Below are 11,858 nucleotides of genomic sequence, written 5' to 3'. Positions count from 1 at the left end.
AGAACAGCATGATTTCATTCCGTCTCGCCTCGCTGGCCATCGGCCTCGCGGCGTCGGTGCTCGCCCAGGGCGCTGCTGCGCAGGCGTGGCCGACCAAGCCGATCCGCCTGGTCGTTCCGTTCTCGGCCGGCGGCGCCAACGACCTGATGGCACGTGCCGCGGCCGAGGGCGCGTCCAAGCAGCTGGGCCAGCCCGTCGTCATCGACAACAAGCCGGGTGCCGGCGCCATCCTCGGTGCCGACGTGGTCGCCAAGAGCGCGCCCGATGGCTACACCTTCCTCGTGAGTGCCGCGGGCGTGGTGTCCAACAGCATGATCAAGAAGAACATGCCGTACAAGGACGATGCGCTGGTGCCGGTGGCCATGATCGCGCTCGCGCCCTCGGTGGTGGTGGTGCCGGCCAATGCGCCCTACAAGGACCTGAAGGAGTTCGTCGCCGCATCGAAGAAGTCGGCCAACGGCTTCCATTGGGCGACGGCGGGCACCGGCAGCACGCCGCATTTCGTCGAGGGCATCCTGGAGACGAAGTACGGCGGCAAGCTCGACGTGGTGCCCTACAAGAGCGGCTCCGAGTCGATCACCGCGGTGCTGGGCAACCAGGTCGAGGCCACGTCGGAGGCCAGCATCGTGGTGCTGCCGTACATCAAGAGCGGCAAGCTGCGCGCGCTCGCGGGCACGTGGACGCAGCGCATCTCGGCGTATCCGCAACTGCCGACCGCGGCGGAGGAGGGCTTTCCCGAGATCCGCATCGCGCACTGGGCCGGCGTGCACGCGCCGCGCGGCACGCCCGATGCCATCCTCGACAAGATGGCCGCGGCCATCGACGCCGCGATGAAGACACAGGCCACGGCCGAGCACCTCAAGGGCATGGGCATCGAGCCCATCGGCGGCACGCGCGCCTCGTTCACCCAGTTCGTCGACGAAGAGCGCGCGCGGCTGGGTGGCGTGGTCAAGGCGACCGGCATGAAGGAAGACTGAGAACCCAATGAGCACCAACAACGACGAATCCACCAAGAAGACCCTGCGCCGCCTGGCCGAGGCGCGCCGCGGCGTGCTGGTGCCGGGCGCGTTCAACGCGATGTCGGCCCGCGTGGTCGAAGACCTCGGCTTCGAGGCGATCTACATCACGGGCGCCGGCGTGACCAACATGTACCTCGGGCTGCCCGACCAGGCCTTCATGGGGCTGCATGAAATCGCCGAGCACACCGCGCGCATCCGCGATGCGGTGAGCCTGCCGCTGCTGGTCGATGCCGACACGGGCTTCGGCAATGCGCTCAATGTGCGGCACACGGTGCGCGTGCTCGAGCGGGCAGGGGCCGACTGCATCCAGCTCGAAGACCAGGTGAGCCCCAAGCGCTGCGGCCACTTCTCGGGCAAGGCGGTGATCGACACCGACGAGATGCTCGGCAAGATCAAGGCGGCCGTCGATGCGCGGCAGGACAGCGACCTGCTCATCATGGCGCGCACCGATGCGGCGGCCGTGCATGGCTTCGAGGCGGCGATCGAGCGCGCGCAGAAGTTCAGCGAGGCCGGGGCGGACATCCTGTTCGTCGAGGCCGTGACGCTGGCCGACGAAGTTCGCGCGATGCCCAGGCGCCTGGGCAAGCCGCAGCTCATGAACATGGTGATCGGCGGCAGGACGCCGACCTTCGGCGCCGAGGAGCTCGGCCAGCTGGGCTACGGCTTCGTGCTGTACGCCAATGCCGCATTGCAGGGCGCGGTGGCTGGCATGCAACGTGCATTGAGTGTGCTGCGCGACACCCGGCGCCTCGATGAAGACCCCGCGCTGGTCGCACCGTTTGCGGAGCGGCAGCGTCTGGTTGGCAAGCCTTTGCTTGACGAACTAGAGAAAAAGTACGCAGACTAGGGGGTTTTCAGCGTCGGAACGGCCAGTTGACTTAGCCTCGTCACAAAGTTCCCGGCCATTGTTTCAGTTTCATGAACACTGCGATTCGATTGAGTAGGGTTTTCCCTTGGAATCGTGGTGCAAACTTCAGGGCATCCAAAGCCCAATCAAGAAGGAAATTGAAATGAAGACCTCGAACATCCTCGCCGCCGCCGCTCTCTCCCTGCTCGCCGTCGCTGGCGCCCATGCAGAAACCTACGAAGGCGTGCAACCCCTGACCTCCGGCTACAGCCGCGCCGACGTGGCGCCCCAGGCCGCCGCTGCTGCCCGCGCCGGCAACGAATACAGCGACGCTGCTTCGTCCACCGTGACTCCTGCGCTGACTGCTTCGACCACCGACCGCGCCACCGTTCGCGCCCAGGCTGTTGCCGCAGCGCACGCCCCGGGCCAGAACCTGCGCCCCGAAACCTTCGCTGGCAGCGTGATCCCCTCGCAAGCGAAGAGCCTGACCTTCACGCGTCAAGCCGGCCTGTAATTTGACGGCGGCGCAAGCCGCTTCAGGTCACCAGCCAAACAAAAAACCGGACCGTGCGAAAGCGCGGTCCGGTTTTTTATTGGGCGTTTACTTGCGCTTCGATCCGTGCCGGTGGCAATCCGGCGCATGGTCGTCCACGATGCCCGTGGCCTGCATCCACGCATAGACGATCACCGGCCCGACGAACTTGAAGCCGCGCTTCTTGAGCGCCTTCGAGATCTCTTCCGACAGCGGCGTCTGCGTCGGCACCTTGCCGGTCTTGTTGACGATGGGCTTGCCGCCCGCCATGCCCCAGATGAATTCCGAGAAATCCTCGCCCGCCGCCTGCATCGCCAGGTAGGCGCGCGCATTGCCGATGGTGGCTTCGATCTTGGCGCGCGCACGCACGATGCCCGCGTCCTGCATCAGCCGTTCGACATCGTCTGCTGTGAATCTGGCAACCTTCTCGGGCACGAAGCCCTTGAAAGCCTTGCGGAAGGCATCGCGCTTGCGCAGGATGGTGATCCACGCGAGGCCGGCCTGGAAGCCGTCGAGCATCAGCTTTTCCCACAGGGCGCGGCTGTCGTATTCGGGCACGCCCCATTCGGCGTCGTGGTAGGCGCCCAGCAGCGGGTCGGTCTGGGCCCAGGCGCAGCGCGTTGGCGTGATGGTGGTGGCGGTGCTGTTCATTGTTCGGTTCTTCGCTCGGCTATCGTCTGGAGATGTTTTCAGAATGAGGGAGTCACCCTGATGCAGCAAATTCGATTTTCATTGTCGGCCCTTTCGTTGGGCATCGCGCTCGGTCTCGGTGCACCGGCCTTCGCCGAAACGCTCCAGAAACCGGCGCTTGACCAGTTGGCTGCGGCATGGAAAAGCAGCGGCAAGGCGCCCGCCGACTTCAACGCCTTCCTGGCGCAAGCCGCGAAGGCAAACCCTGCGTTGCAACCGGCCGTTGCCGCGTATCGAAGCAAGAAGCCGCTGGCGGGCGATGACCTCGTCAACATTGCGCGCCTGCTCGGCCTCTACAACCGCCTGCAGAACCAGCAGGCCGTGATCGCGAGCATCGGCACGATGGTGGCGATTCCCACGGTGCGCAACGTGCAGGTGCTGCCGCACGAAAGCCCGCAGATCATCGACTTCGGCAAGCTGGTGGAGAAGATGGCGAAGGACTTCGGCCTGGCCTACCGCAACGTCGACAACCGCATCTTCGAGGTCAGCCTCAAGGGCAAGGGCAGCGAGGAGTTCGGCATCCTCACGCATGCCGACGTGGTGCCCGCGGTGCTCTCCGAATGGGTGCTGGACGACGGCACGAAGCTCGACCCCTTCACGATGACCCGCGTGGGCGACTTCCTCTACGGCCGCGGCACCATCGACGACAAGGGCTCGATCGCCGCCGTGCTCTACGCGATGAAGGCCGTGAAGGACAGTGGCCTGCCCATCGACCGCAGCATCCGCCTGATGATCGAGACCACCGAGGAAACCGGCGGCGATGCGATGGTGTACTACCGCAGCAAGACGCAGCTGCCGGCCTACAACATCGTGCTCGACAGCAAGTACCCCGCGGTCGTCGCGGAGAAGGGTTCGGGCGCGCTCAAGGTGCTCTTTCCCGCGGAGACCACGGACGGCGCTTCGACCGCGATCACCGCGATGAGTGGCGCCGCATCGGCCAACGCTATCTCGCAAACGGCGACCGCGACGTTGAAGGGCGGCGACCTCGCCGCAGTGGCCGCGAAGCTGGAAGCTGCGAAGCCGGCCTTCCTGCAGACATACGAACCGCAAGGCGGCAAGTTCGCGATCGACATCGCGCGCGGCGCCGACGGCATCGACATCAAGGTCACAGGCACTTCGGCCCACGGCTCGCGTCCGGAAGAAGGCGTGAACCCGCTGCCGCGCCTGGCGCTCTTCCTGCAGGAGTCGGGCGCACCGCTTGCTGCCAACCACTACCTGAAGGCCGTGAAATACATCGACGCGCTCTACGGCACCGGCTACCTCGGCGAGAAGATGGGCCTCGCCTACAAGGACGACTTCATGGGCCCGCTGACCTTCTCGCCCAACCTCGTCCGCATGGGCGCGGACGGCAAGCTCGAGATGACGACCAACGTGCGCATGCCGCGCGGCCGCACGCCCGACGAACTGAAGTCGCAGGTCACGGCCAAGGTCAACGCATGGGCCGCGGCAAACCAGGTGAAGCTGGACGTCAACTACGACCAGGGCAACTGGATGGCCCGCGACCCCAAGGGTGCGTGGCTCTCCACATTGCTCGACATCTACGGCAGCACCACCGGCCTCGAAGCCAGGCCCGTGCCCACGGCGGGCAGCACGACCGCCAAGCTGATGCCCAACGCGATCAACTTCGGCCCCGCGATGCCGGGCAAGAAATACACCGCGCACAACGCCAAGGAATACAAGGAAGTGCCGGACCTCGATGCCGACATGCAGATGTTCACCGAGATGCTCGTGCGCATCGGCAACCTGCAGCAAATGCAGTGACGGCGCGCAGTCTGCAAACCTAAAGCCGCACCTTTCCCCTCGTGCGCTACGTTTCTTCGTAGCGCGACGAGGCATGCCGGCCTGCATGCCTCGGGTATCGTCGAAGGCTCCATTTTTTGTGAACCGGGAGTCACCCTCATGCAGCAATTTCGCGTCTCGTTGTCGGTCCTTACCATGGGCCTGATGGCAGCAGGCCTCACCGCACCGGCCTTCGCAGACACGCTCAAGAAACCCGCGCTCGACCAGTTGGCCGCGGCCTGGCAGAGCGGCAAGCCGCCGTCCAGTTTCAATGCGTTCCTCGCCCAGGCAGAGAGGGCCGACCCCACGCTCAAACCCGCCGTGGCTGCCTACCGCAAGAAGGCGCCGCTGACTGGCGACGACCTCACCAACATCGGGCGGCTGCTCGGCCTGTACAACCGCCTGCACAACCAGAAGGCGGTGATCGCGAGCCTGGGCACCATGGTGGCGCTGCCGACGGCGCGCAACGTGCAGATTCCGCCGCACGAGAACCCGGCGATCATCGACTTCGGCAAGCTCGTCCAGAAGATGGCGAAAGATTTCGGGCTTGCCTACCGCAACGTCGACAACCGCATCTTCGAAGTCAGCCTGAAGGGCAAGGGCACTGAAGAGTTCGGCATCCTCACGCATTCGGACGTGGTGCCCGCGGTGCTCTCCGAATGGGTGCTGGACGACGGCACGACGCTCGACCCCTTCACGATGAAGCGCGTGGGCGATCGTCTCTACGGCCGCGGCACCATCGACGACAAGGGCTCGATCGCCGCCGTGCTCTACGCGATGAAGACGGTGAAGGAAAGCGGCATCCCGATCCAGCGCACCATGCGCCTGATGATCGAGACCACCGAGGAAACCGGCGGCGATGCGATGGAGTACTACCGCGGCAAGACCAAGCTGCCCGACTACAACATCGTGCTCGACAGCGGCTACCCGGCTGTCGTGGCCGAGAAGGGCGCGGGCTCGCTGAGCGTGTTCTTCCCCGCCGAGAAGACCGAGGGCACCGTCACCGCGATCACCGACATGGGCGCGGCCGCCGCGGTCAATGCGATCTCGCAGACCGCCACTGCCACGCTCAAGGGCGGCGATCTCGCGGCCGTGCAGGCGAAGCTCGACGCCGCGAAGCCAGCGTTCCTGCAGAAGTACGAGCCGCAGGGCAAGTTCGCGATCGCCGTCACGCGGAGCGCCGACAGCATCGACATCAAGGTCACCGGCACATCGGCCCACGGCTCGGAGCCGCAGAACGGCGTGAACCCGCTGCCGCGCCTGGGCCTGTTCCTGCAGGAGTCGGGCGTCGCGCTGGCCGACAACCAGTTTCTGAAGGCGGTCAAGTACATCGACGGTCTCTACGGCACCGGCTACCTCGGCGAGAAGTTGGGCGTGGGCTACAAGGACGACTTCATGGGCCCGCTGACTTTCTCGCCCAACCTGATCCGCACCGGCGCCGACGGCCGGCTGGTCATGGCGGTCAACACGCGCATGCCGCGCGGCCGCACGCCCGAGGAGCTGAAGGCGCAGGTGGAAGCGAAGATCAACGAATGGGCCGCGGCGAACAAGGCCAAGGTCGAGATCAAGTACGACCAGGGCAACTGGATGGCGCGCGATCCCTCGGGCCAGTGGCTCTCGACATTGCTCAACATCTACGGCGACACCACCGGCCTGGAGGCCAAGCCCGTGTCCGCGGCCGGCGCCACCACGGCCAAGCAGATGCCCAACGCGATCAGCTTCGGCCCTGGCATGCCCGGCAAGAAATACACGGGGCACAACGCCAAGGAATACAAGGAAGTGCCCGACCTGGAGGCCGACCTGCAGATGTTCACCGAAATGCTGGTGCGCATCGGCAACCTGCAGCAGATGCAGTAAGCGCAGCGCGGCCGGCCTCCGGCCTCTGCTCAGCGAACGCCGTGCGCCTGCAGCACGGCCTTCAGCCGCCGCACCTCGTGCTGAAGGTCGAGTATCAGCGCGGCGGCATCCAGGCCCACGCCGAAGTCGCGCTCCAGCCGGCGCGCCTCCAGCGCGCACTGCAGGTCGGTGCTGGAGAACTCCCAGCGCTCGGGCGGCGCCTCGGCCGTGGTGACCTGCACGATGCCGACCTCGACCAGCTGCACCACCCAGGCGGTGTCGGCGCCCACGGCATGGGCCAGTTCGTTCAGCGCGAGCGGCTGCGAGGCGCTGATGGCGGTTGCGGTTGTGACGGAAACAGTCGCCATGCTCAGACTCCCAGGTGCTGGCGCGGGTTGAACGAAGAGGCCGCCTGCGCGAGTTGCTCGTAGGCCGCGCGCGTGGCGTCGCTGTCGGCGGGCGGCAGCGCGATCTCGATCAGCAGGTACAGGTCGCCGGGCGTCTTGCCCTTGAGGCCACGGCCCTTCAGGCGCAGCTTCATGCCGCCGCGCGCATTGCGCGGCACCGTGACCTCGACCACGCCGCCGCCCGGTGTAGGCACCTGCACCTGCGCGCCGAGCGCAGCCTCGGTGGGCGTGACGGGCAGCGTCATGTAGATGTCGCGCTCCTCCACGCGGTAGAGCTTGTGCGGCGCGATGCGCACTTCCAGGTACAGGTCGCCGGCCGCCTCGCCGCCATGGCCGGGCATGCCTTGCCCCGCGAGGCGGATGAACTGGCCCGGGTGCACGCCCGGCGGGATCTTCACGCTGAGCGTGCGGTTCTCCAGTTGCGAATGGCCCTGTGCATCGACCGTTTGCGCACGCAGCGTGATCTCGCGCTCGGCGCCGTTGAGCGCGTCTTCCAGCGCGATCTCGATCGCCGCGTGGTGGTCTTCGCCGCGCGCGCGGTAGTTCTGGCGCGCGGCGCCGCGCCGCTCGGCCTCGCCGAACATCGACGAGAAGAACTCGCTGAAGTCCGCATGGTCGGCCGGCCCCTGGCGCGGGCCGCGGTGGAACTCGAAGCCCGAGTCCCACCCTGGCGGCGGCTGGAAGTCGCCCTCGGGGCTGCCGCCGCGCGCGACGCGATCGGCCAAGGCATCGTAGGACGCGCGCTTTTCCTTGTCGCCCAGCACGTCCTTGGCCTCGTTGATCTCGCGCATGCGCTTCTCGGCGTCGGGCTCCTTGCTGACGTCGGGGTGGTATTTGCGGGCGAGCTTGCGGTAGGCCTTGCGCACCTCGTCGTCCGACGCGGTGCGCTCGATGCCCAGTGCGCTGTAGTAGTCCTTGAATTCCATGGTGTCGGTGGTTTCGATGGACGGCGTACCGGGCGGCCCGGCTAGGCCAGGGCTGCCTCGCCGCCCGCATGCCGCAGAAGCGGCGTTACGGCCCATGCAAGGCCGTTGCGCGCACGCGAAAAACGCAATGGCTGCGCGTTGCCCAGCACGGTGACGTCGATGGGCACGCCCAGCAGCGCGGCCAGCGCGTACAGCGTGCCGCCGTGCGCCACCACCAGCACCGGCGCGGGCTGCTTCAGGGCCGCGTCCAGCGCCGCGCGCTTGCGGGCGACGAACTGCGTGAGCGTCTCGCCGCCCTCGGGCTCGCAGGCCCAGTCGATGTTGGCGGACGAGGTGCCGATCAACGCGCCGAAGTTGCGCTCGCGCAGTTCGGCCTGTGCCGTGGGTGTGAGCCGCAGCGCGGCGGCCACCGTGTGGGCGGTGTCGAAGGCGCGGCGTGCGTCGCTGCAGACGATGGTGCGAATGGGCTCGCCCGCCAGCAGTTCGGCGGCGTGCGCGGCCTGCTGGAGGCCCAGTTCGCTCAACGGTTCATCGACCGCCTGGAAGATGCGCAGCGCATTGCGTCCGGTCTGGCCGTGGCGCAGGAAATAGAAGTGGTCGCAATCCGGCGCGAGCGATTGGGTCGCGGCGATGCGCACCAGCGCATCGAGGCCGCCGACGGCGGTGTGAGGGGAGGGGGAGGGCGTGGCCTGTGACATGCGTTCGATGCTCATTGCGCCTCAGCCGAACTTCATGCCCTTGGGGCGCGCCTTCAGGCGGTCGATGTAGGCGTCCAGCTTCGGGCGGTTCAGCTTGCCGCCGAACGCGCGGTGCCAGATGAGGCACGAACCGATCATCACGTCGGCCGCGGTGAACTGCTTGCCGAAGAGGTACGGGCCGTAGCCCAGTTCGCGTTCGACCGCGTCCTTGGCCTCCTCGAAATTCGTCCACCCGCGCGCGCTGTTGTTGCTGCGGATCTTCATCAGGTCGTCGCCCATGGCGGGTTCGAACTGCGCGGTCGAATAGACCATCAGCGACAGGTAGCGGCCACGCTCGGGCGTGCCTATATAAGGAGCGAGCCGCTTCCCGGGAAACTTCTCGGCGATGTACATGCAGATGGCCGCGTTCTCGAAGATGCGCGTGCGGCCATCGACCAGCGCGGGCAGCTTGCCGGCGGGGTTGATCTTCAGGTATTCGGGGCGCTTGTGCGCCTTGTCCTTGATGAGGGTGGGCACGATCTCGTAGTCGACCTCGGCCTCGTCGAGCATCCACTTGGCAACCTGCGAACGGCTTCGCGGGTCGAAATACAGCTTCATGGTCATGGGCGTGTCTCCATTTCCTGGATGGATTCAGAACTTGGGAATGCGCAGGGTCTTGCTGATCATCAGCGTGCCCGACAGCGCGAACAGCAGCGCGAGCGGGTGCAACAGCCACGGGCCGATGGCCCAGGCCCCGCCCCACACGGCCTCGCCGATGCGGCCCTGCCACGCCGCATACGCCAGCACGCCCACCAGCACCACGCTGGTCGGGATCGGCGTGCCCTCGAAATACTTCACCTTGTCCGCGCCCTCGGACAGGGCCTCGGCCGTGACGTTGTAGCGCGCGAGCCGGCTCACGCCGCAGCCCACGAAATAGATGAGAAGAACACAGTCCCCCCCGCCGTTCAGGCCGGCCGCGAAGGCCAGCGCGGCGGGTGCGACGCCGAACGAGATCACGTCGGCCAGCGAGTCGAGTTCGCGGCCGAGTGCGGAGTGCGTCTGGCGCCAGCGCGCGATGCGGCCGTCGAACACGTCGAAGATGAAGGCCGCCGGCGCGAGCGCGGCCGCCCAGAGGAACTGCGCGAGCGACTGGCTCGCCATGTAGGCCATCGCCAGGAACACCGCGCCGACGCCGCAGGCCGCATTGCCGAGCGTGAACACGTCGGCCAGGTGGAAGCCGCGGATCATCGAGAAATGCCTGCGGGCCGGAACGGGGGAGGGGGTGGTCATGAAGAGACTTCGGAATCGACGGATGGACCGCACCTTAACCCAAGCGCGGGCCCCTTCTTGTAGTCGCGCTCCGACTCCGTGAAGGTGTGAAGGCGTCCGCCGGAGGCCCTGCCGTGCCCCTCAGCCGCCGGGCTGGCGCGCCTCGACGATGCGGGCGAAGCGCCCGAGCAGCGCGGCGGCCGTGTCGGTGTCGCTCACGCCGCTGCGCAGTGCGGTGGGGTCGGCGCCGCCGGCCTTCAGCTCGCTGGCCAGCATGTCGATGTAGCCGCGCATCGTCTCGGCATCGAATTCGGGGTGGAACTGCACGCCCCAGGCGCTGTCGCCGACGCGGAAGGCCTGCACGGGCTCGTGCGCGTTGCCGGCCAGCCGCACGGCGCCTTCGGGCAGGCGCAGCGCGCTCTGCAGGTGCACCACGTGGGCCGGGAACTCGGTCGGCAGGCCCTGCAGCAGATGGTCGGTGGCGGCGGCTTCCTCGAGCGCGACGGTCACCGTGCCGATCTCGATGCCTTGCGGATGGTCGCCCGCCTCGCCGCCCAGCGCGTGGGCGAGCAACTGGTGGCCGTAGCAGATGCCCAGCACCGGGGTGTTCCGCGCCACGAGCTGGGCGAGCCATTCGGCGGTGCGCTCGCTCCAGGGCTCGCGGTGCGACACCATCGCATGCGAGCCGGTGACCACCACGCCCGACACCGTGCCCGGTGCGGGCAGCGTGTCGCCGCGGCGTGGATCGACCACGAGAAGGGGCAGGGTCTGCACGCCGAGGCCGTCGGCGATCCAGTGCTCGAAATCGCCGCGGCGCTCGCGCAGCGTTGCATGGGTGTCGCCGAGCTTGACGATGACCAGCGGATGAGGGCGGTGGTTGTCCATGCCGGGATCATGCCGCAGCGCGAATGCGCAGGAAATGCTCAGGGAATACTGGCTTCGTAGGCCTTCTCGACCGCTTCGAGGTTCGTCCAGAACCCGTGCGGCTGGCGTCCGTGGAGAACGTCGTCGAGCACGTCCAGGTGGGCATGCCATCCGCTCGAAACGCTCACCGTTTCCTTGCGGTCGGGCAGGCGCCGGTGCGTGAGCACGAGCTGCGTGCCGTCGCCCCGCGGCGCGAGTTCGAAGGTGACTTCGGAGGCGGTATCGCTCTCGCTGCCCCAGCTGATCGTCAGGAGCTTCGGCGGCTCGATGCGCACCACGCGCGACTTCTGGATGTGCGTCTTGCGATAGGCCGCGTAGTGCTCGGGCGCTTCCTCGCCGGAGAGTTCGGTGTGCTGGAAGCGCAGTTCGAACACGCCGCCCGGCGCCTGCGCCATCGTGCCGCCGGCCAGCCAGGTCCTGCGCTTCTCGGGGTCGACCAGGTAGGCCCACACGCGCTCCACGGGCGCGGGCAGGGTGCGCTCCACGCGCAGGGTGGCAGGTTCGATCAACGTGCCGAGGTTGTGCTTGAGTGTCATGAGGTTGCGCTCCTTGAGGGGTCGTTCGTTCACTTGCCGGATGTGTCGCGCCGCAGTTCCTCTGCCAGCGCGTCGAGGTGGGTGTTCCAGAAGCCTTCGTAGTGGCGAAGCCACGCATCGGCCGTGGCCAGCGCCGCCGGTTCGAGCCGGCAGACGTGCGCCCGGCCGAGCACGGTGCGCGAGACCAGGCCCGCGCGCTCCAGCGTCTTCACGTGCTTGGAGGCGCCCGCGAAGGACATGCGGAACGGCGCGCCGAGTTCGCCCACGCTGCAGTCGCCCTGGGCCAGCAGTTGCAGCATGGTGCGGCGCGTGCCGTCGGCGAGAGCGTGGAACACGGCGTCGAGCCGTTCGTCATCTAGTTCAACCATGAAGTTGAATATAGATGGCTTTCGGAAATTATTCAACCATAAGGTTAA

The 11,858-nt window shown here is 67.1% G+C and carries 14 protein-coding genes; 5 read left to right on the top strand and 9 right to left on the bottom strand.

Features of this window, described 5'->3' with window-relative positions; all coding sequences use genetic code 11:
- Positions 1–8 precede the first annotated feature (8 nt).
- The 3 genes from BM133_RS10990 (at position 9) to BM133_RS10980 (ending at position 2,380) form a co-directional block, all read left to right on the top strand.
- A complete protein-coding gene (locus BM133_RS10990; protein WP_093433642.1) occupies positions 9–977 on the top strand; it encodes a Bug family tripartite tricarboxylate transporter substrate binding protein in 969 nt (322 codons plus the stop codon).
- A 7-nt stretch (positions 978–984) separates the two neighbouring features.
- Positions 985–1,866, top strand: coding sequence for an isocitrate lyase/PEP mutase family protein (locus tag BM133_RS10985; RefSeq protein WP_093433640.1), 882 nt, complete (start codon positions 985–987; stop codon positions 1,864–1,866).
- 163 nt (positions 1,867–2,029) lie between these two features.
- Positions 2,030–2,380 carry an alpha/beta hydrolase gene (locus tag BM133_RS10980; RefSeq protein ID WP_093433639.1) on the top strand — a complete coding sequence of 117 codons (351 nt, stop codon included), beginning with the start codon at positions 2,030–2,032 and terminating at the stop codon, positions 2,378–2,380.
- Positions 2,381–2,467: 87 nt separating this feature from the next.
- Here the strand turns inward: BM133_RS10980 and BM133_RS10975 are convergent, their stop codons facing one another.
- Positions 2,468–3,049, bottom strand: coding sequence for a DNA-3-methyladenine glycosylase I (locus BM133_RS10975; protein WP_093433637.1), 582 nt, complete (start codon positions 3,047–3,049; stop codon positions 2,468–2,470).
- 60 nt (positions 3,050–3,109) lie between these two features.
- Between BM133_RS10975 and BM133_RS10970 the strand changes: the two genes are divergently transcribed.
- Together BM133_RS10970 and BM133_RS10965 are read left to right on the top strand one after the other, a co-directional pair.
- Complete coding sequence (locus tag BM133_RS10970; RefSeq protein WP_093433636.1) at positions 3,110–4,849, top strand: dipeptidase; 1,740 nt, start codon at positions 3,110–3,112, stop codon at positions 4,847–4,849.
- A gap of 138 nt (positions 4,850–4,987) precedes the next feature.
- Positions 4,988–6,724: a dipeptidase gene (locus BM133_RS10965; RefSeq protein WP_093433634.1), complete on the top strand. Its 1,737-nt coding sequence runs from the start codon at positions 4,988–4,990 to the stop codon at positions 6,722–6,724.
- A gap of 29 nt (positions 6,725–6,753) precedes the next feature.
- Here BM133_RS10965 and BM133_RS10960 read toward each other — a convergent pair whose 3' ends face one another.
- The 8 genes from BM133_RS10960 to BM133_RS10925 all read right to left on the bottom strand — a co-directional run bounded on the left by BM133_RS10960 (position 6,754) and on the right by BM133_RS10925 (position 11,810).
- Positions 6,754–7,071: a chaperone modulator CbpM gene (locus tag BM133_RS10960; RefSeq protein WP_093433633.1), complete on the bottom strand. Its 318-nt coding sequence runs from the start codon at positions 7,069–7,071 to the stop codon at positions 6,754–6,756.
- A gap of 2 nt (positions 7,072–7,073) precedes the next feature.
- Entirely contained in the window at positions 7,074–8,036 is a 963-nt protein-coding gene (locus BM133_RS10955) for a DnaJ C-terminal domain-containing protein (protein ID WP_093433631.1), read from the bottom strand.
- A 41-nt stretch (positions 8,037–8,077) separates the two neighbouring features.
- The gene (locus tag BM133_RS10950; RefSeq protein WP_256219136.1) at positions 8,078–8,749 is read right to left on the bottom strand and encodes a histidine phosphatase family protein; all 672 of its coding nucleotides are present in this window, start codon (positions 8,747–8,749) and stop codon (positions 8,078–8,080) included.
- A 6-nt stretch (positions 8,750–8,755) separates the two neighbouring features.
- On the bottom strand, positions 8,756–9,337 hold the full coding sequence (locus BM133_RS10945; RefSeq protein ID WP_093433630.1) for a glutathione S-transferase family protein: 582 nt from the start codon (positions 9,335–9,337) through the stop codon (positions 8,756–8,758).
- A 27-nt stretch (positions 9,338–9,364) separates the two neighbouring features.
- Positions 9,365–10,003, bottom strand: a complete 639-nt coding sequence (locus BM133_RS10940) for a CDP-alcohol phosphatidyltransferase family protein (protein ID WP_093433628.1) — start codon at positions 10,001–10,003, stop codon at positions 9,365–9,367.
- A 120-nt stretch (positions 10,004–10,123) separates the two neighbouring features.
- Entirely contained in the window at positions 10,124–10,867 is a 744-nt protein-coding gene (locus BM133_RS10935) for a glutamine amidotransferase (RefSeq protein ID WP_093433627.1), read from the bottom strand.
- Positions 10,868–10,905: 38 nt separating this feature from the next.
- Complete coding sequence (locus BM133_RS10930) at positions 10,906–11,475, bottom strand: SRPBCC family protein (protein ID WP_371286316.1); 570 nt, start codon at positions 11,473–11,475, stop codon at positions 10,906–10,908.
- Complete coding sequence (locus tag BM133_RS10925) at positions 11,472–11,810, bottom strand: ArsR/SmtB family transcription factor (RefSeq protein ID WP_093433625.1); 339 nt, start codon at positions 11,808–11,810, stop codon at positions 11,472–11,474. The genes BM133_RS10930 and BM133_RS10925 overlap by 4 nt, the downstream gene beginning before the upstream one ends.
- Between the last annotated feature and the right edge of the window lie 48 nt (positions 11,811–11,858).

This window comes from Variovorax sp. 770b2, assembly GCF_900115685.1.
In the GTDB taxonomy this organism is placed as follows: domain Bacteria; phylum Pseudomonadota; class Gammaproteobacteria; order Burkholderiales; family Burkholderiaceae_C; genus Variovorax.
Note: the sequence above shows the minus strand (reverse complement) of the source record. Positions and strands in the feature narration are given on the sequence as shown.